Raw genomic sequence first — 25,729 nt, 5'->3', positions numbered from 1 at the left:
CCGGAAGTCAGTTCGCCCATGCGCAGGTGTCGGGCTGCCAGTCCAGCGAGACGCAGCTGCGCAGCGTGTAGATGTACGCTCCCGCACCGCTGGTCGCCGTGGTGCCATTGCCGCTCTTATTGTGCAGCGTGTACGTGTCGCCGTTTCCGACTTCCCGGCCGTAACGGCTGTAGACGGGGTCACCGTCCGCCTTCTTGTCCTTTGCGTAAGCGTAGGCATGCTGCGGGCTCACCCAGCCGGAAGAACCATAGGTGGCAGCATAGAGATTGTCTGACGCCAGAGCAGGAGTGGCCCCCGCGACAAATGCTCCGCCGATGGCTATGGCAGCGAGACGCCGCACAGTGTTACGCATTCTCAAAACCCCCATTATTCAGCCGCAGAGGCCATACCTCTGCTCATGCCACGAGGGGAAAGGTTGCACACATGCAAAACGTCAAACCTTGCGGTCAGCCCCCCGTAGCCACAAGGGAGAACTGTATGCGCACCACTCGTAACCTGCAACTTGAAAGCCGGACTTGGGGAAAGCCAAAGCGAACTGCCCGGCCGGCAGCGGGCCTTAGGGATACGAGAAAGGGAGTCCGAAGTTTGGAACGCGGGTCACGTTGCCGCTCCCTCGCGTGGCTTCTCCCCCTGCCCGCACCCGTGTTAGCCGGGTGTTAGCGGAGCGGCAGCTTCTCGATAGTGGCCCGGACCAGGGTGGGTGACATACCGAAGAACAACGGCACCCACTGCCCCCGGGGGACCTGACATGCGCTCCAGCATCACTGCCCGCGCGGCCCGTCGCCGCACCCTGCGCGTGGCCGCCGCGGCCCTGACCGCGGCCGCCGGTCTCGCGCTGGCCGCCTGCTCCGGCTCGGACGCCGCCGACGCGCAGTCCGCGGGCCACCCGAGCACGAGTTCCGCCGCCGCCAAGGCCACCGTCGCGGGCTGGTCCGGACTTCAGAGCACCGATGGCAGGGCGAGCGCCGTTGCCAAGGCCGGCACCCAGTCGGTCGCTGCGGGAAAGCAGTCGGGCGGCGTGCAGTCCGCCAGGGTCAGGGCGGGGTCCCCCGTCCGCACCCAGACCCTGGTGGACGGCAGCACGGCCAAGATCTACGACCTCGGCTCCCAGCGCTACCGCGCCGAGATCGTCAGCGGCGGTTCGGTCGTGGCCACGATGGAGACGACGGGGCCGGACGCCGACGCCGGGCTCGATGCCAACGGCATGTACGTCGTGCTCACGAGGGGCGGCGAGATCCACTCGTGGAGGGGCGGCGAGCACCAGGGACCGGGCACGTTCACGCTCGCTGGCGGCTGGAAGGCCAAGGTCACGAAGGTCGGCGAGCTGCGGTACCGCGCGCAGATCACCGGCTTCGAGGGCGTGGCCGCCACGCTGGAGACGAAGGGGCACGACGTGGGGGTCGATGCCAACGGCGTGTACATCGTGCTCAGCGCCGGCGGTGTGATCAGCGCCCACGAGTAACGGCCCGCCCGGCTGCGGCGGTGCAGCCACCCCCGGCGGGCGGCCCCACCGCCCCACCGCCGCAGTGCCGCGGTGCCGCAGCGCCGGAAGCGGTCCGGCGTCCGCACACACACCACGAGTCATGCACGACCTGAACATGACGCACGTCAACCTGTGCTGCCCAAGCGGCACTTGGGATTCGAGAGGTCTGCCGGATGAAGATTCGCCGCACCCTGACGGCCGCCGCAGCGGCTGCCGTATTGGCGCCCGCCGCCGTACTGGCCGCACCCGCCGCCGCGTCCGCAACGGAGCCGGTATCGGAGGCCGGTCCCCGCACGTCCGCCGCTCCCGGCGCCGCCACACCGGCGGACCGGTCAGCGGATTCCGCGACGAACGGCGGCGGAGCAGGGGACCGGACGGACGCCGGTGATCCCGACGATGCGGGTCAGCCCTGCGCGTTCGAGTCCGAGCAGTTGCAGGTGGCCGTCCGCGGGCTGCCGCGCCGGCTGGCTGCGGGCGGCGCCTGGGCCCCCTTCTCCCTGACGCTCACCAACACCACCGCCAAGCCCCTGGGCGAGGTCCAGCCCTTCCTGCTCGTGTCCTCAGCCCAGGATGTCGACCGGCCGTCCCGGGAGCTGGACACCGAGTACCGCGACGCCAAGACGGGGCGGTGGAAGACCCTCCATGATGCGGAGCCCGACGACCTGTTCGGCTCCTTCGCCGTCGGTCCGCGCAGCTCCCGCACGCTCCAGCTGCGCACCCGCGTGGTCAAGGGCGCCGAGCCCGGCACCGGGTACGCGCTCGCCGCCGGCGACTACCGCAACCGCGACGGCTCCTGTGGCTCGGCCAAGGAATCCTGGTACGACTTCACCATCCTCCCCGCGGGCGCGAAGCCGACGCAGGCCCCGGCCGAGCCGGGTGAGCCGGGCAAGCCGGGTGGCACGGCCGAGACCGGCCGGAGCGCCGTGTCCGGTGGCGGTCCGAGTGGTTCCGATTCCGCCGGTGACCTCGGCCCGCAGGGCGGCGCCCAGCTCGCCGCGACCGGCTCCTCGTCCACGCTCCCGGCGATCGCTCTCATCGGCGGAGCCGCGATGGTGGCCGGCGCGGGTGCGGTCATCGGCGTGCGCCGCCGGAAGAACGCGGCCGGTCCGGGCACCACGGACATCGCCGCGTAAGCCCAGCCGCCTCTCCACGAACCAGGAAAGAGATCCTCATGACACTGCGCCGCGCCCTGTCGGTCTCGGCCGCCAGCGCCGTCCTGCTCCCCGTGGCGTTAGCCGCCGCGCCCGCCTCCCAGGCGGCCTCTGCCGCGGAGATCCCGAAGTGCTCCGAGCTCGGGCAGCCCCACAACAACGCCCTCGTGGGCCGCTCGTTCGGCATACCCGACTCGGTCACTCTCGGCACCCACTGGACGTCCTACACCGCCACGCTCACCAACGCCTCGGCGAAGGAGCTGACATCGTTCGCGCTCAGCGCCGAGCTGGGCAGCTATGTCTACAACGAGGGCGAGCGTGACCTGAGTCCGTACGGCGATCTGCAGTACTGGGACACCGCGCAGCGCGCCTGGAAGACGCTGCGCCAGGCGAACGGAGACGCCGGCGGCACGGTCCCCGGCCCGAAGACGCTGAAGCCCCGCGAGTCCGTCCATGTGCAGCTGCGGTTCAGGGTGAGCAAGGACCTGCCCATGGACCACGCGTACGACGCGTTCACCGGCCTCACCGGCACCTTCGCCGACCGTTACGACGGCACGGACTGCACGGCCGACGGCGTCGCCGTGGGCGGTTTCTCCCCCCGCGAGGGCTGAGACCTGCGAGGTCCCGGGGTGCCGCCGTCGCGGCCCGGCGACGGCGGCACCCCGGTTCCCCGCAGGGGAACGACGCACAGGGCAGGCGGCTTCGGCCGCGGCGTCTCTCCAGGAGAGCTGTGCTCAGAAAGATCTGACGACACGATGGAGGAGTTCATGAAGTCCTGGCGCACCCGTATCGCTCTCGGTCTCGCCGTGGGTGTCGCGGCGGTCACGGTACCGCTGACCGCCACGGCCGCCTTCGCCGCCGGCCCTCCGCCCGGTGACGGCTGGCAGCCGGTCGGTGGCGAGTCGTTCGACTCCTGGCAGAAGTGCTACGACCAGATGCAGAGTGACCTGGCACAGAACCCCAAGTACCACGAGGCCACCTGCGTCAGCGACCCCCAGCCCGGCCTCCCCAACTTCTACTCGGAGTGGATGCGCTGAGCTTGCTCCTCATGGTCTGAACCCGAACGGCTCCCACGGCCTTCGTCTGGTCCTGTGCCCCGGCAAAGCGGCACAGGACCAGCACGAGGGCCGTGGGGGTCGATTCCGCAGCGGAACGGAACCGGCCCTGGCCCCGGCCCCGTTCAGAACTTCACGGTCGAGACCGTGTAGACCACCGGGTGCCCCGGCTCGTCGTAGCTGACCATGATCCGCTGGTTGGGGTGCGGTGACCGGTCCGTGGTCGTCGTGCCGGCCCAGGGCCCGTCGGTGTCGAGGTCCCAGCCGACCTTGGCCGCCTGGCCGGGCGGGATGGTCTTCTGGTCCTTCTTGAGGGCGTCGGTGCTGGTGCCGACGGCCGCGAGGTAGTGCTCCAGGCCCCACTCGTTGGTCCGGAACTGCACGAACAGCGAGCTGGTCTGCCAGGAGTTGGTCTCGTAGTAGTAGACCGGGGTGGAGCCGATCGGCACCGGGACGTTGTAGATCCGCTGCTGGACCTTGGACGGGAAGGCGTTGGTCAGGCCGGTGGCGGCGGCCTCCAGCTCCTTGCCCTCGCCGCTGTCGCGGCTCTGCTCGGCCGAGATGACGATGTAGCCGGCCGGGATCGCGATCAGCAGGAAGACGATCAGCGCCATCAGCAGCGGCCGGCGGCGCTTGGCGCGCGGCGGCGTGGACGGGTGCGGGTCGTCGTGCACGGTGTGCAGGTCGGTGTCGGTCATCGGCGGCCGGCCCGTTCGTAGCGTTCGTAGCGTTCGACGCGCCGCCGGTTGGCGCGCCGGAAGCGGCGGGCCACCAGACGGGCCAGATCAGCGGCGCCGACCATCCCGGCCTCGGGGCCCAGCTGGGCCTTGGCGAGGGTGGCTTCGGGTCGGTAGCCGCGGCCGGTGAGGTGGCGCCGGAAGGCGTCCCTGGCCGGGCCGATCAGCAGGTCGTCGGCGGCGCTGACGCCCCCGCCGATGACGAAGCAGGACGGGTCGAGGGCGGCGGCGAGGTTGGCGATGCCGACGCCGAGCCACTGGCCGATCTCCTGGAGGAGCTCGACGCACATCGCGTCGCCCTCCCGGGCCAGCTCGGTGATCAGCGGTCCGGTGATGTCGCCGACCCGGCCGCCGACCCGCTCGATGATGTTGTACGCGACCGGGGAGTCGGCGGCGGCCAGCTCGCGGGCCTCGCGCACCAGCGCGTTGCCGGAGCTGTACTGCTCCCAGCAGCCGCGGTTGCCGCACGGACAGCGGTGGCCGCCGGGGACGACCTGCATATGGCCGAATTCACCCGCGACGCCGTACTTGCCGCGCTTGACCGCGCCGTCCTCCAGGATCGCGCCGCCGATGCCGGTACCGAGCGTGATCATCACGAGGTGGTCCTGGCCGCGGCCGGCGCCGAAGCGCCACTCGGCCCAGGCGGCGGTGTTGGCGTCGTTGTCGACCATGACCGGGACCGCGAGGCGCCCGGCGAGCCGGTCCCGCAGGGGCTCGTTGCGCCAGTTCAGATGCGGTGCGAAGAGCACCTTGCTGCGGTCCGCGTCGACCCAGCCGGCCGCGCCGATGCCGACCGCGTGGACGTCGTGCCGGTCGGAGAGGTCGAGCACCAGCTCGGTGATGGTGTCCTCGACGACCTTGGGGCTCTTGGACTTGTCCGGCGTCTCGGTACGGACCTTCTCCAGGATGGCGCCGTCGGCGTCGACCACGCCCGCCATGACCTTGGTGCCGCCGATGTCGATGCCGACGGTGGGCACCCGGGGGGCGGTCAGGTGCGAGCGCCGCTCACGGGTGCCGACCGTGCGCAGCACGGTGGCTCTCGCGGAGCCGCGGTGTACCCGGTCCCGGTACATGCTCATCGACCCACCTCTTCGCTGGTACTCCCCCACTGCCTGGTGGGCGCGGGTGGTACCCCCATGCGGCGGCTGCGTGCTCGCAAGAGTCGTCTCGTCCCTGCGGGTCTCGGGAGGCCGGGGCCTCGATGTGCTGGTTCGCTGCGATTGTGCATCACCCGCACCGTTCCGCGCACCGCGACGGAGAGTGACCGCGCCCCGCGCGGCCCGGAGGCCTGCGCGGGGCGCGGTGGGGATCACTCGGGCCGGTGACCTCCGGGGAATTCCGGGGTCGCGGTGCGGGCCAGCTCGTGGCTGAGCTGTTCCAGCTCGCTGCCGCCCGCCATTTGGCGGGTCAGCTCGTCGAGGGCGATCTCCGATTTGGCATGACTTCCGGCCATCGTTCCCCGCTTGAGCAGCACGAAGCGGTCGCCGACGAGATAGGCGTGGTGCGGGTTGTGGGTGATCAACACCACGCCGAGCCCGGCGTCCCGGGCGGCCGCGACGTACTTGAGGACGACACCGGACTGCTTGACGCCGAGCGCCGCGGTCGGCTCGTCCAGGACGAGGACCTTGGCGCCGAAGTAGACGGCGCGGGCGATGGCGACGCACTGCCGTTCGCCGCCCGACAGGGTGCCGATGGGCTGGTCGACGTCGCGCAGGTCGATGCCCATCCGCAGCAGCTCGCTGCGGGTGGTCTCGCGCATCGTGCGGACGTCGAGGCGCTTGAACGGGCCGACGCCGGTGGTCGGCTCGGAGCCGAGGAAGAAGTTCCGCCAGACCGGCATCAGGGGCACGACGGCCAGGTCCTGGTAGACGGTGGCGATACCGCGGTCCAGGGCCTCGCGCGGGGAGGAGAGCGAGGTCTCCTCGCCGTCGATGGTGAAGGAGCCGGTGTCATGCCGGTGCAGCCCGGCGATGATCTTGATGAGGGTGGACTTGCCGGCGCCGTTGTCGCCGAGCACACAGGAGATCTCCCCCGCGTGCACCTCCAGCGAGACGCCTTCCAGGGCCCGGACGTTCCCGTAGTACTTGCTGACGTCGGTCAGCTCGACCAGCGCTGTCATGCCTTTTCCTCCGCCCGCTTGCGGACCCATGCGTTCAGGAGCGTGGCGAGCAGCAGCATCGCGCCGAGGAAGAACTTGTACCAGTCCGGATTCCACTGTGCGTAGACGATGCCCTTGCTGGCCATGCCGAAGATGAAGGCCCCGACGGCCGCGCCGATCGCCGAGCCGAAGCCGCCGGTCATCAGACAGCCGCCGACCGCCGCGGCGATGATGTAGAGGAACTCGTTGCCCACGCCGTCGCCGGACTGGATCGCGTCGTACGAGAACAGCAGGTGCTGTCCGGAGACCCAGGCGGCGAAGGCGACGCCCATGTAGAGGCCGATCTTGGTCTTAGTGACCGGGACACCCACGGCCCGTGCGGCGTCCGCGTTGCCGCCCACCGCGAAGATCCAGTTGCCGACCCGGGTGCGCAGCAGAATCCAGGTGGCGACGGCGACCAGGAGCAGCCACCACAGGATGGTGATCTGGATGTCCACGCCGCCCAGGGTCAGACGTGAGGCGAAGACCGTGCGGGCCGAGTCGAAGCCCTCCATGTCGGCGATGGTCTTCGTGGAGACGGTGCCGCTGATCAGCTTGGTGAAGCCGAGGTTGAGGCCGGTCAGCATGAAGAAGGTGCCGAGCGTGATCACGAAGCTGGGCAGCTTCGTACGGGTCAGCAGGAGCCCGTTGAACACCCCGATGGCGAGCGTGACCAGCAGCGACACCCCGACACCCACCCAGGTGTTGGCGGTCATCCGGTAGCTGAACATCGACGAGATCAGCGCCGAGCTGACGACCATGACACCGGCCGACAGGTCGAACTCCCCACCGATCATCAGCAGCGCCACCGGCACGGCCATGATCCCGATCGTCGAGGACGCGTAGAGCACCGTGGACAGGCTGGAGGCCCGCAGGAACGGCTCGGCCGCGATGGAGAAGAACAGGAAGACCGCGGCGGCGCCGACGACGGAGCCCAGTTCGGGGCGGCCCATCAGGCGGCGGGCCAGGGAGCGGTGCAGCAGCCGTTCGTCGGCTCCGCCCTCCGCCGGTCCGGCGGGCGGCACCGGTGGTGCGTCGGTGCTGCTCATCGGGTCCCCCGCTTCGTGTACTCCTGCAGCGCCGCGGCGTCCTTCTTGGTGATCACCTGGGGCCCGGTGAGCACCGGCTTGCCGCCGCCGAGGACGTCGGAGTTGTACTTGTACAGCCACAGCAGGTCGACGGCCTGGTAGCCCTGGAGGTAGGGCTGCTGGTCGACGGCGAAGCCGAGGGAGCCGTCCTTGAGACCGGTCGCGACCTGGGCGTTGAGGTCGAAGGTGTCGATCTCGGCCTTGCTGCCGGCCTGCTCCTTGGCCTTGACGGCGGTGGCGGCGAAGGGCGCGCCGAGCGTGACGACGGCGTCGATGGAGCTGTCCGACTGGAGCTTGGACTCGATGGAGGACTGCACGTCGGGCATGTTGGTGCCCTCGACATACAGCTTCTGCAGGTCGCCCTTGAAGGTCTTCCCGGCGCCGTCGCAGCGCTGCTCGTGGCCGACGTTGCCCTGCTCGTGCAGGACGCACAGGGCCTTCTTGCGGCCGCGCTCGTTCAGCTCCTCGCCGACCGCCTCGCCGGCCACCTTCTCGTCCTGCCCGATGTGACTGAGCGCGCCGAACGCCTTGGACTCCTCGGCACCGGAGTTCACGGTGATCACCGGGATACCGGCCTTGCGGGCCTTCGCGAGGACGTCCTTCATAGCGTCGGGCTTGGCGAGCGAGACGATCAGGCCGTCGACCTTCTGGTCGATGTAGGACTGCACCAGCTGGCTCTGCCGCTGGGCCTCCTTGTCGTGCCCGTAGACGAACTTGATGTTGTCCTTGACGGCGGCCTGCTGGGCACCGTTCTGCACGATGTCCCAGAAGGTGTCGCCGTCTCCCGAGTGGGTGACCATCGCGAAGGTCCACCTGGGGGTGTTCACCGCGGCCTTGCCGCCGGCCGCCTGGGCGGCGCGCTCCTGCTCGGCCCGCAGGCCTCCGGTGCTGCTGCAACCCGCCAGGGAGGCGCCCAGTACCGCCGCCAGCACGGCGCCCACGACGCGTCCCCTTCTCCGAACCCGTGCCACGAGGACTCGCCCTTCCCGCTGATCTTGCCGTGTCGGCGTTGGTTGTATTCGCTGTCCGGCCGGACCCGCCGGCCGCCGTGTGGTGTCGTCCGCCGGCACCGGGCGGCCGGGCCCAGCCGGCCAAGTATCCGTTACCGGTGATCTGTCCCGGTTCATGGGGTCCCGTCTTCCCTGGGGCTTCACCGGGTGCCTCGCCCGGTGTACGCGGTCAGCTCTGGTCCGTGGGCGGTCGCCAGTAAAGCGGACGCGCTGCGCACAGCGACGCGGTGGGCAGTGAGGGGGCCAGTCGTACGCACGCCGATCATCGTGGGACCGCCTTTTCTCCCGGCCGCCGGAATGCGGCTGGAGGAGTTTGTAACGGCGCGCGCGGAGCCGCGTCAAGACTTTGTCAGAACATTCTGACGAAGGCGGGTCGCGTGGGCTGTGTACAGCGGGGCATACCGGCCGATAAGGCCCGTCCGACGGCGCTCACGGGGCTGCCGGGACGAACGGCCCGGCAGCCCTCGGCCGTGCGAGGAGCCGCGCCCGGCCGCACCCTCAGGGCCGTACCAGCAGCTGGAACTCGAAGGCGTAACGGGACGCGCGATAGACATGCGAGCCGAACTCGACCGCCCGCCCGGTGTCGTCGAAGGTCGTCCGCTGCATCGTGAGCAGCGGGGCGCCCTCGGGCTCCTCCAGCCGCTCGCCCTCCTCGACGGTCGCGGCCCGGGCCCCGACCGCCTGACGGGCGCTGTGCAGGGTGATCCCGGCCGACCGCATCAGGCGGTAGAGGCCGGTCTCCTCCAGCTCGGCGGTCCTCAGCTGGATCAGCCCGGCGGGGAGGTGGTTGCGGAGGTGCGCGACGGGTTCGCCGTGGGCCAGCCGCAGCCGCTCGACCAGCGCGACCTCCGCGCCCTCGGCGATCCCCAGCGCGGCGGCGACCTCGGCGTCGGCCTCGGTGGTGGTGTTGAGCAGCACCCGGGTGGCGGGCTTCTGCCCGGCCGCCTCCAGGTCGTCGTAGAGGCTGCTCAGCTCCAGCGGGCGCTTGACCTGGCTGTGCACGACCTGGGTGCCGATACCGCGGCGGCGCACCAGCAGGCCCTTGTCGACCAGCGACTGGATCGCCTGCCGCACCGTGGGCCGGGACAGGCCCAGCCGTCCGGCCAGCTCGATCTCGTTGCCGAGCAGGCTGCCGGGCGCCAGCCGCCCGTGCTCGATGGCGGCCTCCAGCTGCTGGGACAGCTGGAAGTACAACGGGACCGGACTGCTCCGGTCCACGCTGAACTGGACCGGGCCGTCGGCGCCCAGGGCTTGTTCTGTCTCGCGTTTCCCCACGCTCGCGAGCGTATCCGCCCCGGCAGATGACGGGAAGTCCGGAGGTCACATTGTCCGGACAAGGCGGGCGACGGGGGCGGGGCCCGGTGATCCGCCCGGCGGGGGACCCGGTGGCGCGAAGGCAGGTGCGCGCGCCCGTACCCCGGAATACTCGGCCTTCGACAGCCGCGACCGCACACCGGACGGGCGCCCCGCCCGTGACGGCCGACCGCACGCCCCGGAGGAGCCCCATGCCCGTACGCCGCGTCGTCCCCGACATCCACTCCGACGACCTGGAAGGAAACCGCGCCTTCTACGGCCTGCTGGGGTTCGAGGAGGTCATGAACCTGGGCTGGGTCATGACCCTGGCGTCCCCCGCCCACCCCACCGCCCAGCTCACCTTCCTGACGCACGACGAGTCCGCCCCGGTCATCCCCGACCTGAGCATCGAGGTCGACGACGTGGACGCCGCCTACACCGCCGTGCTGGCCTCCGGGGCGCGGATCGTCCGGCCGCTCCAGGACGAGGAGTGGGGCGTGCGCCGCTTCTTCGTCGAGGACCCCAACGGCCGGGTCGTGAACGTCCTCAGCCACCGGGCCCCCGCGCACGGCACCGAGGGCACCGCGGTCGCCGCCGACGGCTGAGCCGCCGCCTGCCGGCTACCCCTCGCCGCCGGCCGCAGGCCCGTTGAGCGTCATCGCCGTCCCCTGCGCCACCGCGCACACGCTCTCCGTGCCCTCCGCGTCGAGCACCGTCAGCTCACAGCGGCACACGGCCTGCCGGCGCCCGGCCTGCACGACTTCGGCGCGGGCCCGCAGCGTGCGGCCGAGCGCCGGCCGCACGTACTGGATGGAGAAACCGCCGGTGACGATGGCCGGGCCCAGGGCGGTGGCCGCGGCGAAGGTGAGGGTGTTATCGGCGGCGTACGACAGCACCCCGCCGTGCACGAACCCGTGCTGCTGGAGGAGTTCCTCGCGGATATCGATCTCCAGCGTCGCCGCGCCCTCTCCGAACTCCGTGATCCGCGCCTGCACCAGCCTGCTGAACGGCTGTGCCTCCAGTGCCCGTTGCACCTCCGCGAGATCGAACACCGCGCTCGCCTGCCCCGCACCGGCCATCTCGTCCTCCGCCTCTCGCCCTGCGTCCGGCCGCCCGCCCCGCTATTAGAGCCGACTCTCCAATACGGTACGCGGCCACCGGCCCGCTACTTCATCCACGCCTCCTCGTACTTCCGGTACGTCCCGTCGTGGGTGGCCAGGTGCACCCACTGGTCCACATACGCCCTGAACTCCTCGTCACCCCGGGGCAGGGCGTAGGCCTTCTCGGAGAAGGTGAACGGCTTGTCCGGGTGCAGCGAGCACAGCTCGGGGTGGATCTTGGCCTGGTAGCGGGTCTCACTGGCGTCGGTCATCATCACGTCGGCGCGGCCCGCGATGATCTCGTCGAAGATGGTGGTGTTGTCCCGGTGGACCGTGAGCGCGGCCCGGTGGATACGGGCGCGCGCGAACTCCTCGTTGGTGCCGCCCGGGTTGACGATGACACGGGTGCCGGGCCGGTCGATCTGCGACAGCGTCTGATACCTGTCCTTGTCCGTGCAGCGCACGATGGGGGTCTTGCCGTCGGTGCGGGTGGGCTCGCTGAAGTACACGGAGCGGGCGCGCGGGAGGGTGACCGAGACCCCGCCCATGGCGATGTCGCAGCGGCCGGCCGACAGGTCGCCGACGAGACCGGCCCAGGTCGTGGCCACGTAACGCGGCCTGGCGTCCAGGCTCTTGGCGAGGTCCCCGGCCATCTCGATGTCCACACCGCGGTATGCACCGGTCGCGGGGTCGCGGTGACTGAAGGGCCGGTAGTCACCGGTGGTGCAGACGCGCAGCACCCCGCGCCGGGGGACGGCGTCGAGGGCCGAGGTCTTTCCGGTGGCGGCGGAGGCGGCTTCACGCACCCCGGCGGGCGTGTCCGAGGCCGCCGGTGCGGCGGCGGTGACGGCGAGCAGACAGGCGAGGGCGGAGAGGGCAACGGCGCGCTTCATAGGGGCTCCTGGGACTCCGGTACGCGGCGGCATGGCGCCTGAGCGAAGCGCTCAGGGTGGCAGAGCCCGCGGTGCCGGTGAACCCCCTGCCCGCCCAGCGGGACGGACGCCGGGGACCTCTGCGGCCGTACACCGGCCCCGGCCTCAGCTCCTCCCGCCCGACGACGCCCCTCCCCGCAGCACGACGCCGCTCCCCGCACCCCGCTCAGAAGTCCGCGGCGTCCCGGCCCATCAGACGGTCCGGGGCGGCCTCTTCGAGGCGGGTGAGGAGGTCGGCGGCGCGCTTGGCAACGGTGTCACGGTCGCCTTCGGAGAGGGCCGCGCCCATGCCGACGGCGACGGCACCCGCGGCGATCCACTCCGGCGCGCTGTCGACCGTCACCCCGCCCGTCGGCAGCAGCGGCACCTGCGGCAGCGAGGCACGCACCTCGGCCAGCCAGGACGGGTCGTGCGCCGAGGCGGGGAACAGCTTGAGCGCGTCCGCCCCCAGCTCCAGGCCGCGGACCACCTCGGTCGGGGTCGACACCCCGGGGAAGACCGGGATGCCGTAGCGGTGGCCCGTACGGATCACCTCGGCGTCGAGGCTCGGCGAGACCAGGAACCGGGCGCCCGCGTCGACCGCCATCCGGGCCGATGCCGCGTCAAGGACCGTGCCGGCGCCGATGACCGCGTCGTCGCCCAGCTCGCGGGTGAGCGTGGTGACCGCTTCCAGGGCGAAGGGGGTGGTGAGGGATATCTCCAGGCTGGTGATGCCCGCCGACAGCAGGGTGTCGGCGGTGGCGCTGGCCTCGTCATAGGTCCGGCTGCGGACGATGGCGAAAACACGCTGCGCCAGTGCGGCCCGGGTGATTTCCCAGCGATACACGGCAGTTCGCCGTCCTTCCTTGTCTCCGACGCTCCATGCCGCCTCGCCATGACCTACAGCGGATACGGCATTTTCCGGGGCGTGCCGCAGCAGCTGACCTCACATGGTCTTTTTCCGCCGATGCCCGCCCGCTCCTCGTTTTCACCGAAACGCTACCGGGAGCCACTGACAATCCTCTCTCGGGGGTGCGCCCCGTGCGCCCCTTCTGCCGAGAATGGGCCGGGAATCGAGGGAAGCGGCAGGTCGGAGGGGGCGCACGGAACAGGCTCGCGGCACCGGCCCACTGCACGGGCGCACAGCACGGCGGCGGCCGGGGTGTGTGTACACCCCGGCCGCCGCGGTTTCCGGTCACGGGCCCGGTCGGCCCGTCACCCCTGATGTGCTGTTGTCATGACGGCCGGCCGGTCATCCGGACCGCCGGCCGCTCGCCCGCCGGCCCGCCGGCTTCAGCAGCCGCGGTCGACGAGGTCGAAGGTCTTGTAGTGATCGGCGGTGTAGTAGTCCTCTTGCTTCTTCTCACCGGCCACGATGCGCCGCGCACCGCGGTCGGGCGAGCCCGGAGTGACGACGGTGTACTCGTGGTAGTAGCCGTCGCTCTGGGACGGGAGGATGCCCTCCCGGTTGTCGAAGACCGTGCCGTCCTTCGGATACGGGTAGGGCCCGCCCTTCTCGATCAGGCCGAGGGTGTCGTGCGCCTGCGAAGGCAGCTTGGAGTAGCAGACCTTGCCGACGTCCTGCACGTGCACGGACGTGACGTGCGCCGACGCGGCGTACGAGGCGGGCGCGTGCGTCGTGGCGACGGCGGGGGTGGCGGAGACCGTGGTACCGCCGATGAGAAGGGCCGAAGCGAGGGCGCCGACGGCGCCGAACTTGGTGATCCGTGGGGGGATTCTCATGCCCTCCAGAATGACGCGCGTAGACGTGCCCCTGTCAATCCCAACCGCCCTAAGTTTTCCGGGAGTTCACAAGCCCACCCCACCAACTGCCCCACATTTCCGCATATCCCGGGCCCCCTCGGAGCGGCACAAAGGGGGTATGCGATGCTGCCGACGTGCCGACCACGTCCCTCACCCCGGAACCCGTGCGGCCGGAACCCGCGCACGCGACGCCACGGCCTCTCCTCACCCAGTCGTGGCTGGATCTGGCCTTCGTGCACTGGGCCGTTGACCCGGCCGAGGTCAGCCCGCTCCTGCCGGCGGGCACGGTCCCCGACACGTTCGACGGCGCCACCTACGTCGGCCTGGTCGCCTTCCGCATGCACCGCGTCGGATGGTTCCGGCTGCCCGGCGTGCCATACCTGGGCACCTTCCCGGAGACGAACGTGCGCCTGTACACCGTGGACGCCCACGGGCGCCGGGGCGTCGCCTTTCGCTCGCTCGACGCCTCGCGCCTCATCCCCGTGGCGATCGCGCGGACCTTCTTCCGGCTGCCGTACCTGTGGTCCCGCATGTCCGTCAGCCGCGATGCCGACACCATCAGCTACCACAGCCGCCGCCGCTGGCCCGGACCGCGCGGCGCGCACAGCAGGGTGACGATACGGCTCGGCGAAAAGATCGAGGAACCCACCGCGCTGGAGCACTTCCTGACCGCGCGCTGGGGCATGCACAACAGCCTCTTCGGACAGCCGGTGTACTTGCGGAACACTCACCCGAGGTGGCCGCTTCACCGCGCCGAACTGCTCGAATGCCACGAGAGCCTAGTGACGGCCGCCGGACTGCCCGAACAGAACGGGACACCGGCGAGCGTGCTCTACTCGCCAGGCGTCGCCGTCCGCTTCGGACGCCCGCCCCGGCCCGGCCGTGCGGACGGTGCTTGACGCTCACCCACGACTCCTTTGCCTCTGAGGCAAATCTTTTGCCGGAGAGGTGAAAGGTCGCTATACCGGGGATATGACCGAGCTCCCCGACGAGCCCACCGGCGCTTCGCCGGACGAGCTGTTCACCGTTGCGCCGCGCCTGCGGGATCTGCGGCGGCGCGGTGGTTTCACGCTGGAGGCCGCGGCCCGGCTGGTGGGGCTGTCGCCCGCGCATCTGTCGCGGCTGGAGACCGGTCAGCGCCAGCCGTCGCTGCCGATGCTGCTGGCGCTGGCCCGTACGTACGGGACCACGGTATCCGACCTCCTCGGCGAGACCGCCGCGGAGCGGGACCCGATCGTGCGGGCCGGCCGGGCGGAGGCCTCGGAGGCCGGGGGCTGGACGTACTGGACCGTGGGTGGCGCCGGCCGGGCGATGCAGGCGCTGCGGCTGCGGGTGCCGCAGCGGTCGCAGGGCGATCTGGTCCGGGTCCATCCGGGCGAGGAGTGGCTGTACGTCCTCGAAGGGCGGCTGCGGCTGACGCTCGGCGGGGCCGTGCAGGTGCTGGAGCCGGGGGACGCGGCGCACTTCGACTCGCTGACCCCGCACCGGATCGCCGCCGCCTCGCCGGGCGGCGTGGAGCTGCTGTTCGTCCACACACTGCTGCAGAGCGGGGCCGCCGAACTGTGCCTCGGCGGCGACGACACCAGGCGCCGCGGGCTGTGAACCCCGGCGCCGCTCTCAGGGAAGGACCCACCGTCGTGCCCGATCAGACCATGCCCGCCACTCCCCCGGCGCCGGAACCGCTGTCCGCGCCGGAGCCGCTCGCCGGGGCGGCGCCCGTACGGAAGTACGTCGAGAACAAGCCGCCGCGCGGGCTGTATGTGCGGGTGTTCATCTACGTCATCGCGACGCATGTGCTGCTGGCGATGATGAGCCTGGTGGTGATCGCCGCGAACTCCCGGTAGCGGGCGGCCCGGCGAGACGCTGGAGTTCCCGCCCGAGGTGCCCCGCGCGGCACGTTCCGTGGTCGTGCGGCGGCCATCCGGCTGGTGTGGCGGGACGGGACGGCGGCGCTCGTGGTCCATGAGGTGGTGGTGCGCTGAGGAGGTGGGGGTGTCCCGAGGGGGGAGGGCGCGCCGAGCGGCGGAAGTGCACCGAGGGGAAGGGCCGTACGCGAGGTGCCGCGCTCCACTGTCCGACGGGCGACGGTTCGCCGGGCGGCGTCGCGCCATCTCCCCCACGGCGGCCGCTCCGCGCCCTAATCTGAGGTGCCGGCCACCGCCCTCGCCCCGGAGGAGACCCATGGCCCGAACCGCTCCCGATGCCCCCCGCCCGACCGCGGCCGCCGTCCTGGACGACGCGGTCCGCGCGCTCGCCCCGGACTCCGCCGCCAACCCGCTCGTCGCACAGATCGAGGCGGGCGCGGCGCCGCGCACCGTGTTCGCCACCCTCGCCCTGGAACAGCACCAGGTCATCGCCGCCGACCGGGTCAGCTTCCAGCATCTGGCGCGGCGCGCCGACGGTGACCCGCCCGTCGCCGACTTCTACGACCTGCTCGCCCAGGGCGAGACGCTGGCGCTCAAGCGGCTGGCCGGGCTGGCGGACGCCTGTGAGCTGACCGCGCGGGAGATCGCGGAGTACCGGCCGCGGCCCGGCTGTCAGGCGTACCCGTCCTATGCGGCGCGGCTCGCGCTGAGCGGCGACCCGGCCGACGTGGCGATCGCGCTGACCGCCAACTTCGCGGCCTGGGGCGGCTACTGCACCGTCGTCGGCACGGCGATGCGGGATCACTACGGCTTCCCGGAGGCGGCGTGCGCCTTCTTCGGGTTCTTCGCCGAGCCGGCGCCGGCCGTCGAGGAGAAGGCGCGCGCGGCGGTGCAGCACGGCCTCGACACCGGCCAGGCACGGCCGCCCACGGCGCATCGCTACGGCCGTCTCCTCCAGGCGTACGAGCTGATGTTCTGGGACTCCGTCGCCGGATGATCCGGCCCGGTGGCGCCGGCGGAACACCGTCGGCACCACCGGGGCGGCAGGTCCGCCGCTCAGCCCGTGGGGCGGGCGCCCGGTCGGCGTGCGCCGTCCGCGGGCCGTTCGAGCAGTTGGCCGGTGGGCTCGGTGAGGGTGCTGCCGTCATTGATCCGGCGGCCGCGCAGCCAGGTGGACCGTACGACGCCGTACAGGGTCTTTCCGGCGTAGGCGGTGATCTTGTTGCGGTGCTGGAGGGCCTGCGGGTCGACGGTGAAGGTCTCCTCGGGGGCGAGCACCGCGAAGTCCGCGTCCCGGCCGGGCTCGATGGCGCCCTTCCGGTCGAGGCCGACCAGCGCCGCCGGTGCGGTGGCCATCCAGCGCACCACGTCGTCGAGGGTGTGGCCGCGCTCGCGGGCCTCGGTCCAGATGGCGGGCAGGCCGAGCTGGAGGGAGGAGATGCCGCCCCAGGCCGCGCCGAAGTCCGCGGTCTTGAGGTCGGCGGTGGACGGCGAGTGGTCGGAGACGATGCAGTCGAGGGTGCCGTCGGCCAGGCCCTCCCACAGCGCGTCCTGGTTGGCGGCCTCACGGATCGGCGGGCAGCACTTGAACTCCGTTGCGCCGTCGGGGACTTCCTCGGCGGTCAGGGTCAGGAAGTGCGGGCAGGACTCGACGGTGATCCGGACGCCCTCGCGCTTGGCGGCGGCGATCAGCGGCAGCGCGTCGCTGGAGGACAGGTGCAGGACGTGGACCCTGGCGTCGAGCCGCTGGGCGAGCGCGATCAGCCCGGCGATGGCGTCGTTCTCGGAGCTGCGCGGGCGGGAGGCGAGGAAGTCGGCGTACTTGGGACCGTGCGGCGGGGGTGCCGCGTCCAGGTGGCCCGGGTCCTCGGCGTGCACGATCAGCAGGCCGCCGAAGCCCGCGATCTCGCCGAGGGCGGCGGCCAGTTGCTCCTGGTCGACCTCGGGGAACTCGTCCACGCCGGACGGCGACAGAAAGCACTTGAAGCCGAAGACCCCGGCGTCGTGCAGCGGGCGCAGGTCCTTGACGTTGCCGGGGATGGCGCCGCCCCAGAAGCCGACGTCGATATGCGCCTTACCGCGGGCCACCTCGCGCTTGGTGTCGAGATGGGCGGTGGTGGTCGTGGGCGGGAGGCTGTTGAGCGGCATGTCCACGAGGGTGGTGATGCCGCCGGCCGCGGCCGCGCGGGTGGCCGTCCAGAAGCCCTCCCACTCGGTGCGGCCGGGGTCGTTGACGTGGACGTGGGTGTCGACGAGGCCGGGCAGCAGGACGTCGTCACCGAAGTCCTCGACCCGTGCCCCGGCCGGGACCTGGGCGTCATACGGCAGTACCGCGGCGATCCTGCCGTCCTGGACGGCGACGGACGCGGCGCGCGTGCCCTGTGGGGTGACGACGCGCCGGGAGCGCAGCACCAGCTCTGTTTCGGACACCCGGTCCCTCCTCGTGGCTGTTCTCATCGTGGCGTGCGGGCGGGTCGGGTGCACGGCCGCACATGGCGGACGCGGCCCCCGGAACGCGCCCGGCACACGGGACGATCCATGGATTCAACAATCTGTTGAATGAGTCTTCACTCCGGGCCCCGGCCCGTCAAGACCCCTCGGCCGGGACCGGCAGCGCCACCGCCCCGGCACCCTCCGACCCCGCCGCCTCGCCCGCCGCCGCGGCGCTGACCTGCGACGGGACGATCTCGTCCGGGACCGGAGCGGCGCCCGCAGCGGACCGGTCCCGGCCCGACACCAGGACATAGAGCGCACCGGCCAGCCCCATTCCGAAGATCCAGGAGAACGGCGCCACCACGCTGAAGGCCGGCACCAGGGCGAGCGCGGCGGAGACCGCGGCGGCGGGCAGGAAGGCCACCACGGCCTTCGGGTTGTAGCCGTGGCGGTAGAAGTACGCACCCCGGGCATCGGCCGAGAACAGCGCATCGACATCGATCCGCCCCCGGCGCACCAGGTAGTAGTCGACGAGCAGAATCGCCACCAGGGGCCCGAGGAAGGCGCCCAGTCCCCCCAGGAAGTACTGAATCACCAGCGCCGAGGAGTACAGCTTCCAGGGCAGGACGACGACAGCCAGCACCGCGGTGATCATGCCGCCGCGCCGGAAGTTCAGGTACTTCGGCGCGAGGTTGGCGAAGTCGTAGGCGGGCGAGACGAAGTTGGCGACGACGTTGATGCCGATGGTGGCGACGATGAAGGCCAGCGCGCCGATCACGGTGACCACCGGGTTGTCGATCTTCTGGATCACTTTCACCGGGTCGTAGATCGCCTCCCCGAAGACCGCGATGGTGCCCGCGGTGACCAGCACGGCGACCATCGCGAAGGCGGTGAAGTTCAGCGGCAGCCCGAGCAGGTTCCCGCGCCGGTAGGAGCGGTGGTCGGGCGTGAAGCGGGCGAAGTCCGCGTAGTTGAGGACCAGGGTCAGGAAGGTGGCCACGGTCAGACTGACGGCGATGAGGCTCTGCCGGAGCTGCTCGGAACCGCTGAGACCGGTGAGGCTGCGGGTCAGCGAGATGTCACCGCCGGCCTTGACGACCAGGTACACCGCGAGCGCGAGCACCACGAGCCAGACCACCGGACCGGTCGCGAAGTCCTGGACCTTGCGGATGAACTCCATCCCACGGGTCAGCAGGACGGCCTGCAGCCCCCACATCACCATGAAGGCGACCCAGCCCAGGGTGGACAGCCCCAGCACGGAGTTGTGGTGGTAGACCGCCAGCCCCGGCGCGAGCTGGAGGGTCAGCAGGACCACGGCGGTCGAGGCCAGCCAGGTCTGGATGCCGTACCAGGCCACGGCCATGATCGCGCGCAGCAGCGCGGGGATGTTGGCGCCGTAGACACCCCAGCTGGCACGGGCGAGCACCGGATAGGGCACGCCCGTCCGGTGCCCGGCGTGCCCCATGCGGTTCATCAGCCAGTGGACGATCGAGATGCCGGCCAGCAGCGCGACGAACACCTCCCAGGCCGGCAGCCCCAGCACGAACAGGCTGGAGGCGAAGGCGTAGTTGCTGATCGCGTGGGTGTCGGACATCCACAGCGCGAAGATGCTGTACGTGCCCCAGGTGCGCTCAGGGGCCGGTGCGAGGTCCTCGTTGAAGAGGCGCGGGTCGGGCTGCGGGGGCTTCGGGCGTGTGGTCACGGGTCCTCCCGGGCGGGGATGGGGGTGAGCTTAGGGGGTTGTAGTTGTCAGATGCCTGATGTCTGTGCGGAAATTGCGGCGCCCCGCGGGGAGCCCTGAACGCGCCCCGGGGAGAGATGGGCGCTCAGCGGCCAGGAACCGATGGCCTTCGGACGGGGCGGGGCGAAGCTGCGCTCCGTACTGGTGGTGAGCCCGAGGCCGACGACCGCCTCCGCGAACTTCACCGCCGCGGCGACACCGTCCACCACCGGCACCCCCAGCGCCGCGGCGACCTTCTCCTGGAGCCCGGCCATGCCGCCGCAGCCCAGACAGATCACCTCGGCGCCGGCCCGGACGGCCTCCCGGGCGGTCTCGATGATCACCTCCACGGTGCGCTCCGCGTCCTCCTCCAGCTCCAGGACCCCGAGACCGGTGCCCCGGACCGCGGCGCAGCGCTGGAGCAGTCCCGCGGTCAGCAGCCGGTCCCGGATCTGCGGTACGGCGCGATCGAGGGTGGTGACGATGCCGTAGGCGTGGCCGAGCATCATCGCCATCTGGGCGGCGCTCTCGGTGATGTCCAGGACGGGCACGTCCAGCAGCTCCTGGGCACCCTCCCTGCCCGGCTCCCCGAATCCGGCCATGACCAGCGCGTCGTAGGACAGATCGAGGGTGGCGAGCCGGTCCAGGACGGCCGCGGCGCTGAGACAGCCCTCGAAGTGGCCCTCGATCGACTCCGGCCCCCACAGGGGTTCGGTGGCGATGATCTCGGTGCCCGGGGCGGCGGCTGCGGTGGCGGTGGCGCGGATCGAAGCGGTCATGGAAGCCGTGGTGTTCGGGTTCATGACGAGAATGCGCATGACGCTCCAGCATTTTGGAGGATTCCACAGAATGGACAGTATGTTTCGCGCAGCAGAACGTAGCTATGGCCACTGGCACCGTCAAGGGATCGCGCCTAGGTGACTGCGCAGCGGTGCACCCCGTGCGACGGAGCAGGCCTGACCGGCACGAACGAGTGTGCGAGAGTCCGTGTGCCGGCGGAAGGGGACCGGTAGGCTGCTCCGGTCGGGCCCGGCGCCCGCGCACCCGGCCGAGACCGGCCTGACCCGCCCCGAAAGGAACGCTCCGTGCCGCCGTCCAGCGCCAGCACCTCCGCCTCCGAAGCCAAGCCAGGCGCCAGCGGCGGCGTCCAGTCCCTTGAGCGCGCCTTCGACCTGCTGGAGCGGATGGCCGACGCCGGCGGCGAGGTCGGCCTGAGCGAACTCTCCACCAGCAGCGGGCTGCCGCTCCCCACCATCCACCGCCTGATGCGCACGCTCGTCGCCTGTGGCTACGTCCGCCAGCAGCCCAACCGCCGCTACGCACTGGGCCCCCGGCTGATCCGGCTCGGCGAGAGCTCCTCACGGCTGCTGGGCACCTGGGCCCGGCCGTTCCTGGCCCGGCTGGTCGAGGAGACCGGCGAGACCGCCAACATGGCGCTGCTCGACGGCGACGAGATCGTCTACGTCGCCCAGGTCCCGTCCCGGCACGCGGTACGGATGTTCACCGAGGTCGGGCGACGGGTGCTGCCGCACTCCACGGGCGTCGGCAAGGCCCTGCTGGCCCACCACGCCCCGGAAGAGGTCCGCGCCCTGCTCGGCCGTACGGGCATGCCCGCCGCGACCGAGAAGACCATCACCGACCCGGACCGCTTCCTCGAAGCGCTCGCCGAGGTCCGCCGCCTCGGCTACGCCGTCGACGACAACGAGCAGGAGATCGGCGTCCGCTGCCTGGCGGTGCCGGTGCCCAACTCCCCCACCTCGGCGGCGATCTCCATCTCCGGCCCCACCGGCCGGGTGACCGAGGCGTCGACGGACAAGATCGTGCCGGTACTGCAGGACGTCGCGGCGCAGCTGTCGGTGGCGCTCGCGAATCAGACACCGGCATAGCGGGACCCGGCAGGCACACGCGGGCGGGCGGGCAAGTCGGCTGCGCACGAGGGCGAGCCGCGCGCGGTCGGCGCGGCGCTCACCACCGGTGCGTGAGCCGGGTCAGCACACCGGCGCGCCGGGCTCCGGTGCGGGGCGCGCGGGGTGGTCAGCGGGCGCGCGGCATCCCGCCGAACCGGTCGATGCCCTCACGCACCTCCGCGAGCGCGGGCGACAGCGCACTCACCGAGCCGACGGCCCCGGCGATCAGAAGCAGCGAACGACGCAGCCGGGGCACCTCGGGCAGCCCGTGACTCACCATCGCGTCCAGGGCGGCCAGCTCGTCATCGGCAGCCACCCGATCCGGTAACTCCCCAGGAAGAACGGCCAGTTGACGCCGTAGCCGGGCCACCGCCCCGCGCAATTCCTGGACCCGTTGATCACCCTCGGCCCCGGTCACTCGTCTGTCCTTCTGCAGCTGTTCCACAACGACGGCGTCCTCCCGAGCCGTTGCCCGTTCCGCAATGCGGGCCAGTTAACGCCACTCTGCGCTCATCGCGCCATACGGAGAGCGAAAAAACCGGATCACTGGGTGAATCGGGCGGCTTTGGCCAGAGGCTGACCGTTCCTTATGCATTTTTTCCCCGCCGCCCACCCCCCCTCGGGGGGTGGGCGGGTGTAGTGACGCGGGTGCCCACCCCTGACGGGGTGGGGGAGGAGGCGGGGAGGGGGTGGCGAGGGCCGGGGGTGACGCGGGTGTGGACCAGAGACCCGGCCCTTGCGGAACCCCCGCCCGTCGGCTCAGGAATCCTGTTCCGGTTCCACCGCGTTGCGCCACACCCGGACGTCGATGGTCATGTAGCTGCTGGGGTCCGACTTCGGTGCGTAGCCCTTGAAGGTGATCAGTGCGAGATGGCCGTACTTGGTGGTGAGGCAGATCTGCGCGCCCTTGGAGAACTGCTTGGTCAGGATGGTGTCGGTGAAGCGGGTCTCGTTGCGGCAGGTGGCGAGGGTGCCCTCCTGGCCGGGCTTGAGCAGCACCAGCTTGCCGGTCTCGGTGTCGACCTCGTCGTCCGTGTAGGTGTTGTCCGTGTACGAGAAGTCGATGTCCGTGTCGCTGTCGGAGTTGGTCGGATGGACCGGCTCGTCGGCCAGCGAGATGTGGTAGTCGTCGGGCAGGTTGACGGTCTTGTAGTCGACCGGCTTCGGGTCCTGCACCGGGGCGTCCGGGGTGTCACCGTCGTCCTCGGAACTCGCGGCCGGGTCCTCGGCGGGCGCCGACGAGGAGTCCTTGTGCGCCGCCTTGCCGCCGGCGGCCCGGTCGGCCTTCCGCTGGGTTCCGTCGCCCTTCATGACGTAGTAGACGAGGCCACCGCCGGCGCCCGCGAAGGCCAGCAGGCAGACCAGCAACAGGGTCACGATCAGCCCCGTGCGCTTCTTCTTCGGCGGCTGCGGGGCGGGTACGGAGGCGGTGGGGCCGGTCACTGCCGGTCCGGTGGCCGTGACCGCCGGGCCGGAGCCCGTCGGTCCGGTGAGCGTCGGTCCGGTGAGCGTCGGTCCGGTGGGCGTCGGCGCGCCGGTCCCGGCGGCGGTCGGGGCGTAGGCCGACGGGCCGAAGCCGGGCGGCGGGGTCTGCGGGTGGCTCAGCTCGGTCGGCACCGGCGTCGTGGGGCTGGTGGCCGGCTGGGCCGGCGGAACCGACCGGGCGGGCGGGTTCGGCGGCTGGGCCGGAGCGGCTGCGGTGGGCGCCTCCAGCGGGGGCGGCGGTGACTGCGCGGGTGCGGGCGCGGCGGCACGCGTGGTGATGTCGGCGGCGACGGCGGTGGGCAGCCATTCCTCGGGGCGGCGCAGCTGCGTCTGCCCGGAGGCCGCGCCGCACAGCGCGATCACCTCGGCGACGGACGGCCGCTCCGAAGCCTCCTTGGACAGGCAGCGGGTCACCAACTCCCGCAGCTCGTCGGGGAGTCCGGTCAGATCCGGCTCTTCGTGGACGATGCGGTAGAGCACCCCGTGCGAGGTGCCCTCGCCGAACGCCGGGGTGCCGAGGGCCGCGTAGGCGGCGATCTGGCCGAGCGCGAAGACATCGGTGGCGGGGCTGATGGTGGTGCCGGCGGCCTGCTCGGGCGCCATGAAGGTGGGTGTGCCGACGGTGACGCCACTGCTGGTCAGGGAGGTGGCGTCGGCGGCGCGGGCGATACCGAAGTCGATGACGCGCGGGCCGTCGGCGGCCAGCAGCACATTGGAGGGCTTCAGGTCGCGGTGCACGATGCCCGCGCCGTGGATGACCTGGAGCGCCTCGGCGATCCCGGCGACCAGCAGCAGCACGGTGGGCACGGGCAGCCGGCCGTGCTCGGCGACGGCCGCGGCGAGCGAGGGCCCGGGGACGTACGCGGTGGCGAGCCAGGGGGCGGTGCCGTCGGCGTCGCTGTCGATGACCGGCGCGGTGAACAGGCCCTGTACGCGCTGCGCGGACTGCACCTCCTGCTTGAAGCGGCGGCGGAACTCCGCGTCCTCGCTGAACTCGGGGCGGATGACCTTGATGGCCACCGGCCGTCCGCCGGGCGTGTAGGAGAGATAGACCTTGCCCATCCCCCCGGAGCCGAGCCTCGCCGTGAGGCGATAGCCCGCGATCACTCGCGGATCGTCACCTTCCAGTGCCTGGAAGATTCCGGACGCGCCCGCACCGTTTACCACTACTACGTCCCCCGACTCGAAGAAGGCCCGTCGCTTCAGCACGACGACCCTGATGTCCGCAACGGGGAAGAACCTTATCCGGCCAGGCGCCACACCTCACATCGGCAGTCGGCGCGCGCGGCGTCTTGCCCGAAGGGCCCCTTTCGGGAAGGGTTTTGACGGCCGCGACACCTGGGAAACGGGGCCTATGCGCGGCGTCCAAGAATGGCCTGATGATGCGTCGGAACGTGCGTTCCCACCGCCCCCCTTTGGTGTGGGCGGACGGGGTCCGATGCGTATGACGCGACATGGCGGAGCATTCTCCCTTTCAAGGAAATATCCGGCATATCACTGGATCGGAGAACGCCATGGAACCCAACTCCGGCCCCGACAACGGCTCGAATCCCGGTCGCGTCAGCGTCGTCCAACTCATCTGCCGCGCGTACGGCCTGACGGACGCCTCGGAAATCACGATGGAGCACATAGACCGCTATGTCGCCGAGCGCCGCCGGGCGGAGGAGCGCACCCACCAGCTGCGCGACCGGTTCCGACCGCACATCCCCCGGCCACGGGCCGCCGGTGACGCGGCCTGATCCGGTCGGCCGCGCCCCGGGCGGGCCGCCGGACGCGGCGCCATGAGGTAAGCAGTCCCCATGGCACCGACAGCACCGACAGACCCGCGGGAACAGCCGCACCGGGCCCGGCCGGACACCCCTGAGGGAGCGCGGAACGGCGGGCGGCCCGAGGGGAGGGTGGCAGGTCTGCTGCTCGCCGCCGGCGGCGGGCGGCGACTGGGGGGACGGCCCAAGGCACTGCTCGACCACCGGGGACGGCCTCTGGTCGAGCACGCCGCGCGGGCACTGCGGGACGGCGGCTGCGACCCCGTACACATCGTGCTGGGGGCGGCCGCCGCTGCCGTGCGCGAACGGGCCGGCCTCGCGGCGTACGGCGTCTCGGAGAACCCGGACTGGGCCCGGGGCATGGGCTCTTCGCTGCGGGTGGGCCTGGCCGCACTGGCGGATTCCGGGGCGGACGCGGCCCTGGTGGCCCTGGTGGACCAGCCGGGCATCGGCGCCGCGGCGGTGGCGCGGGTGGTGGCCGCGTACGACGGCCGCGGCGCGCTCGCCTCCGCGGCGTACGACGGACGGCGCGGCCATCCGGTGCTCTTCGGCGCCGACCGCTGGGCGGACATCGCGGCGTCGGCGGAGGGCGACCGCGGGGCGCGCGACTACCTCCGGCGGCATGCGGACAGCCTCACCCTCGTCGAGTGCGCCGACATCGCCGAGCCGTACGACATCGACACGCCGGAGGATCTTCACCGGCTGGAGTGAGTGCGGGCGGCGGGCGGCGGCTTCCGGGCCCGGGTGCGGGAGTAATGGAGAGTGACCGGCGTGGCACCGAGAGCCATTCGATCACCACTTCTGTCGACCCTGAGTATCTCGAC

Annotated in this window: 28 protein-coding genes; 12 read left to right on the top strand and 16 right to left on the bottom strand. The window is 71.5% G+C overall.

Annotated features, from left to right (window positions below; all coding sequences use genetic code 11):
* Window positions 1–7: 7 nt before the first annotated feature.
* Window positions 8–352: a hypothetical protein gene (locus ACGFN2_RS34165; RefSeq protein WP_393366717.1), complete on the bottom strand. Its 345-nt coding sequence runs from the start codon at window positions 350–352 to the stop codon at window positions 8–10.
* Window positions 353–748: 396 nt separating this feature from the next.
* Between ACGFN2_RS34165 and ACGFN2_RS34160 the strand changes: the two genes are divergently transcribed.
* The 4 genes from ACGFN2_RS34160 to ACGFN2_RS34145 all read left to right on the top strand — a co-directional run bounded on the left by ACGFN2_RS34160 (window position 749) and on the right by ACGFN2_RS34145 (window position 3,671).
* Window positions 749–1,462 carry a hypothetical protein gene (locus ACGFN2_RS34160; protein ID WP_393366715.1) on the top strand — a complete coding sequence of 238 codons (714 nt, stop codon included), beginning with the start codon at window positions 749–751 and terminating at the stop codon, window positions 1,460–1,462.
* Window positions 1,463–1,656: 194 nt separating this feature from the next.
* A complete protein-coding gene (locus ACGFN2_RS34155) occupies window positions 1,657–2,616 on the top strand; it encodes an LPXTG cell wall anchor domain-containing protein (RefSeq protein WP_393366713.1) in 960 nt (319 codons plus the stop codon).
* 38 nt (window positions 2,617–2,654) lie between these two features.
* Complete coding sequence (locus tag ACGFN2_RS34150) at window positions 2,655–3,245, top strand: hypothetical protein (RefSeq protein ID WP_393366711.1); 591 nt, start codon at window positions 2,655–2,657, stop codon at window positions 3,243–3,245.
* A gap of 156 nt (window positions 3,246–3,401) precedes the next feature.
* Entirely contained in the window at window positions 3,402–3,671 is a 270-nt protein-coding gene (locus ACGFN2_RS34145; RefSeq protein ID WP_362613417.1) for a hypothetical protein, read from the top strand.
* Between the two features lie 143 nt (window positions 3,672–3,814).
* Here ACGFN2_RS34145 and ACGFN2_RS34140 read toward each other — a convergent pair whose 3' ends face one another.
* The 6 genes from ACGFN2_RS34140 to ACGFN2_RS34115 all read right to left on the bottom strand — a co-directional run bounded on the left by ACGFN2_RS34140 (window position 3,815) and on the right by ACGFN2_RS34115 (window position 9,936).
* Window positions 3,815–4,387 (bottom strand): hypothetical protein, encoded by a 573-nt coding sequence (locus ACGFN2_RS34140; RefSeq protein WP_362613415.1) that lies wholly within the window; start codon window positions 4,385–4,387, stop codon window positions 3,815–3,817.
* A complete protein-coding gene (locus ACGFN2_RS34135) occupies window positions 4,384–5,505 on the bottom strand; it encodes an ROK family glucokinase (RefSeq protein WP_362613412.1) in 1,122 nt (373 codons plus the stop codon). The genes ACGFN2_RS34140 and ACGFN2_RS34135 overlap by 4 nt, the downstream gene beginning before the upstream one ends.
* 230 nt (window positions 5,506–5,735) lie before the next feature.
* Window positions 5,736–6,545: an ATP-binding cassette domain-containing protein gene (locus ACGFN2_RS34130; RefSeq protein ID WP_362613410.1), complete on the bottom strand. Its 810-nt coding sequence runs from the start codon at window positions 6,543–6,545 to the stop codon at window positions 5,736–5,738.
* Window positions 6,542–7,612, bottom strand: coding sequence for an ABC transporter permease (locus ACGFN2_RS34125; protein WP_393366708.1), 1,071 nt, complete (start codon window positions 7,610–7,612; stop codon window positions 6,542–6,544). Before ACGFN2_RS34125 ends, ACGFN2_RS34130 begins: the two co-directional genes overlap by 4 nt.
* The gene (locus ACGFN2_RS34120; protein WP_393366706.1) at window positions 7,609–8,592 is read right to left on the bottom strand and encodes a sugar ABC transporter substrate-binding protein; all 984 of its coding nucleotides are present in this window, start codon (window positions 8,590–8,592) and stop codon (window positions 7,609–7,611) included. The genes ACGFN2_RS34125 and ACGFN2_RS34120 overlap by 4 nt, the downstream gene beginning before the upstream one ends.
* A gap of 567 nt (window positions 8,593–9,159) precedes the next feature.
* A complete protein-coding gene (locus ACGFN2_RS34115; protein ID WP_362613403.1) occupies window positions 9,160–9,936 on the bottom strand; it encodes a GntR family transcriptional regulator in 777 nt (258 codons plus the stop codon).
* Between the two features lie 230 nt (window positions 9,937–10,166).
* Here ACGFN2_RS34115 and ACGFN2_RS34110 point away from each other — a divergent pair, with 230 nt between their 5' ends.
* Window positions 10,167–10,559, top strand: a complete 393-nt coding sequence (locus ACGFN2_RS34110) for a VOC family protein (protein ID WP_393366704.1) — start codon at window positions 10,167–10,169, stop codon at window positions 10,557–10,559.
* A 15-nt stretch (window positions 10,560–10,574) separates the two neighbouring features.
* Here ACGFN2_RS34110 and ACGFN2_RS34105 read toward each other — a convergent pair whose 3' ends face one another.
* The 4 genes from ACGFN2_RS34105 to ACGFN2_RS34090 form a co-directional block, all read right to left on the bottom strand.
* Window positions 10,575–11,033 carry a PaaI family thioesterase gene (locus ACGFN2_RS34105; protein ID WP_393366702.1) on the bottom strand — a complete coding sequence of 153 codons (459 nt, stop codon included), beginning with the start codon at window positions 11,031–11,033 and terminating at the stop codon, window positions 10,575–10,577.
* Between the two features lie 86 nt (window positions 11,034–11,119).
* Complete coding sequence (locus tag ACGFN2_RS34100; protein WP_362613396.1) at window positions 11,120–11,947, bottom strand: transporter substrate-binding domain-containing protein; 828 nt, start codon at window positions 11,945–11,947, stop codon at window positions 11,120–11,122.
* 205 nt (window positions 11,948–12,152) lie between these two features.
* A complete protein-coding gene (locus ACGFN2_RS34095; protein WP_362613394.1) occupies window positions 12,153–12,812 on the bottom strand; it encodes a bifunctional 4-hydroxy-2-oxoglutarate aldolase/2-dehydro-3-deoxy-phosphogluconate aldolase in 660 nt (219 codons plus the stop codon).
* A 446-nt stretch (window positions 12,813–13,258) separates the two neighbouring features.
* Window positions 13,259–13,708, bottom strand: a complete 450-nt coding sequence (locus ACGFN2_RS34090; RefSeq protein ID WP_362613391.1) for a ribonuclease domain-containing protein — start codon at window positions 13,706–13,708, stop codon at window positions 13,259–13,261.
* 155 nt (window positions 13,709–13,863) lie between these two features.
* Here ACGFN2_RS34090 and ACGFN2_RS34085 point away from each other — a divergent pair, with 155 nt between their 5' ends.
* From ACGFN2_RS34085 to ACGFN2_RS34070, 4 genes are all read left to right on the top strand, one after another.
* A complete protein-coding gene (locus ACGFN2_RS34085; RefSeq protein ID WP_393366699.1) occupies window positions 13,864–14,628 on the top strand; it encodes a YqjF family protein in 765 nt (254 codons plus the stop codon).
* Between the two features lie 73 nt (window positions 14,629–14,701).
* Entirely contained in the window at window positions 14,702–15,331 is a 630-nt protein-coding gene (locus ACGFN2_RS34080) for an XRE family transcriptional regulator (RefSeq protein ID WP_362613386.1), read from the top strand.
* A gap of 35 nt (window positions 15,332–15,366) precedes the next feature.
* Window positions 15,367–15,573 carry a DUF6126 family protein gene (locus ACGFN2_RS34075; protein WP_362613384.1) on the top strand — a complete coding sequence of 69 codons (207 nt, stop codon included), beginning with the start codon at window positions 15,367–15,369 and terminating at the stop codon, window positions 15,571–15,573.
* A gap of 337 nt (window positions 15,574–15,910) precedes the next feature.
* Window positions 15,911–16,591, top strand: coding sequence for a transcriptional regulator (locus ACGFN2_RS34070; protein ID WP_393366696.1), 681 nt, complete (start codon window positions 15,911–15,913; stop codon window positions 16,589–16,591).
* 59 nt (window positions 16,592–16,650) lie between these two features.
* Here ACGFN2_RS34070 and allB read toward each other — a convergent pair whose 3' ends face one another.
* The 3 genes from allB to ACGFN2_RS34055 form a co-directional block, all read right to left on the bottom strand.
* Window positions 16,651–18,024, bottom strand: a complete 1,374-nt coding sequence (gene allB / locus ACGFN2_RS34065; protein WP_393366694.1) for an allantoinase AllB — start codon at window positions 18,022–18,024, stop codon at window positions 16,651–16,653.
* A gap of 157 nt (window positions 18,025–18,181) precedes the next feature.
* Complete coding sequence (locus tag ACGFN2_RS34060) at window positions 18,182–19,729, bottom strand: NCS1 family nucleobase:cation symporter-1 (RefSeq protein WP_362613379.1); 1,548 nt, start codon at window positions 19,727–19,729, stop codon at window positions 18,182–18,184.
* A 47-nt stretch (window positions 19,730–19,776) separates the two neighbouring features.
* Complete coding sequence (locus ACGFN2_RS34055) at window positions 19,777–20,565, bottom strand: aspartate/glutamate racemase family protein (RefSeq protein ID WP_393366692.1); 789 nt, start codon at window positions 20,563–20,565, stop codon at window positions 19,777–19,779.
* A 267-nt stretch (window positions 20,566–20,832) separates the two neighbouring features.
* Here ACGFN2_RS34055 and ACGFN2_RS34050 point away from each other — a divergent pair, with 267 nt between their 5' ends.
* Window positions 20,833–21,633 carry an IclR family transcriptional regulator gene (locus tag ACGFN2_RS34050; RefSeq protein WP_362613374.1) on the top strand — a complete coding sequence of 267 codons (801 nt, stop codon included), beginning with the start codon at window positions 20,833–20,835 and terminating at the stop codon, window positions 21,631–21,633.
* Window positions 21,634–21,781: 148 nt separating this feature from the next.
* Here the strand turns inward: ACGFN2_RS34050 and ACGFN2_RS34045 are convergent, their stop codons facing one another.
* Both ACGFN2_RS34045 and ACGFN2_RS34040 read right to left on the bottom strand, forming a co-directional pair.
* Window positions 21,782–22,072, bottom strand: coding sequence for a DUF5955 family protein (locus ACGFN2_RS34045; RefSeq protein WP_362613420.1), 291 nt, complete (start codon window positions 22,070–22,072; stop codon window positions 21,782–21,784).
* 341 nt (window positions 22,073–22,413) lie between these two features.
* Complete coding sequence (locus ACGFN2_RS34040; RefSeq protein WP_393366730.1) at window positions 22,414–24,306, bottom strand: serine/threonine protein kinase; 1,893 nt, start codon at window positions 24,304–24,306, stop codon at window positions 22,414–22,416.
* A 347-nt stretch (window positions 24,307–24,653) separates the two neighbouring features.
* Between ACGFN2_RS34040 and ACGFN2_RS34035 the strand changes: the two genes are divergently transcribed.
* Both ACGFN2_RS34035 and ACGFN2_RS34030 read left to right on the top strand, forming a co-directional pair.
* A complete protein-coding gene (locus ACGFN2_RS34035; protein ID WP_362615079.1) occupies window positions 24,654–24,878 on the top strand; it encodes a hypothetical protein in 225 nt (74 codons plus the stop codon).
* A gap of 159 nt (window positions 24,879–25,037) precedes the next feature.
* Complete coding sequence (locus ACGFN2_RS34030; RefSeq protein ID WP_362615085.1) at window positions 25,038–25,616, top strand: nucleotidyltransferase family protein; 579 nt, start codon at window positions 25,038–25,040, stop codon at window positions 25,614–25,616.
* The last annotated feature ends 113 nt before the right edge of the window (window positions 25,617–25,729 follow it).

The organism is Streptomyces sp. NPDC048612, from assembly GCF_043199295.1.
Classification (GTDB): Bacteria; Actinomycetota; Actinomycetes; order Streptomycetales; family Streptomycetaceae; genus Streptomyces.
This window is presented reverse-complemented; position numbering and strand designations above follow the sequence as displayed.

What these genes read in the sequence shown, in the direction of transcription:
- ACGFN2_RS34165 (WP_393366717.1), bottom strand. Translation starts at nt 352, where the DNA reads ATGCGTAACACTGTGCGGCGTCTCGCTGCCATAGCCATCGGCGGAGCA.
- ACGFN2_RS34160 (WP_393366715.1), top strand. Translation starts at nt 749, where the DNA reads ATGCGCTCCAGCATCACTGCCCGCGCGGCCCGTCGCCGCACCCTGCGC.
- ACGFN2_RS34155 (WP_393366713.1), top strand. Translation starts at nt 1,657, where the DNA reads ATGAAGATTCGCCGCACCCTGACGGCCGCCGCAGCGGCTGCCGTATTG.
- ACGFN2_RS34150 (WP_393366711.1), top strand. Translation starts at nt 2,655, where the DNA reads ATGACACTGCGCCGCGCCCTGTCGGTCTCGGCCGCCAGCGCCGTCCTG.
- ACGFN2_RS34145 (WP_362613417.1), top strand. Translation starts at nt 3,402, where the DNA reads ATGAAGTCCTGGCGCACCCGTATCGCTCTCGGTCTCGCCGTGGGTGTC.
- ACGFN2_RS34140 (WP_362613415.1), bottom strand. Translation starts at nt 4,387, where the DNA reads ATGACCGACACCGACCTGCACACCGTGCACGACGACCCGCACCCGTCC.
- ACGFN2_RS34135 (WP_362613412.1), bottom strand. Translation starts at nt 5,505, where the DNA reads ATGAGCATGTACCGGGACCGGGTACACCGCGGCTCCGCGAGAGCCACC.
- ACGFN2_RS34130 (WP_362613410.1), bottom strand. Translation starts at nt 6,545, where the DNA reads ATGACAGCGCTGGTCGAGCTGACCGACGTCAGCAAGTACTACGGGAAC.
- ACGFN2_RS34125 (WP_393366708.1), bottom strand. Translation starts at nt 7,612, where the DNA reads ATGAGCAGCACCGACGCACCACCGGTGCCGCCCGCCGGACCGGCGGAG.
- ACGFN2_RS34110 (WP_393366704.1), top strand. Translation starts at nt 10,167, where the DNA reads ATGCCCGTACGCCGCGTCGTCCCCGACATCCACTCCGACGACCTGGAA.
- ACGFN2_RS34105 (WP_393366702.1), bottom strand. Translation starts at nt 11,033, where the DNA reads ATGGCCGGTGCGGGGCAGGCGAGCGCGGTGTTCGATCTCGCGGAGGTG.
- ACGFN2_RS34100 (WP_362613396.1), bottom strand. Translation starts at nt 11,947, where the DNA reads ATGAAGCGCGCCGTTGCCCTCTCCGCCCTCGCCTGTCTGCTCGCCGTC.
- ACGFN2_RS34090 (WP_362613391.1), bottom strand. Translation starts at nt 13,708, where the DNA reads ATGAGAATCCCCCCACGGATCACCAAGTTCGGCGCCGTCGGCGCCCTC.
- ACGFN2_RS34080 (WP_362613386.1), top strand. Translation starts at nt 14,702, where the DNA reads ATGACCGAGCTCCCCGACGAGCCCACCGGCGCTTCGCCGGACGAGCTG.
- ACGFN2_RS34070 (WP_393366696.1), top strand. Translation starts at nt 15,911, where the DNA reads ATGGCCCGAACCGCTCCCGATGCCCCCCGCCCGACCGCGGCCGCCGTC.
- ACGFN2_RS34055 (WP_393366692.1), bottom strand. Translation starts at nt 20,565, where the DNA reads ATGCGCATTCTCGTCATGAACCCGAACACCACGGCTTCCATGACCGCT.
- ACGFN2_RS34035 (WP_362615079.1), top strand. Translation starts at nt 24,654, where the DNA reads ATGGAACCCAACTCCGGCCCCGACAACGGCTCGAATCCCGGTCGCGTC.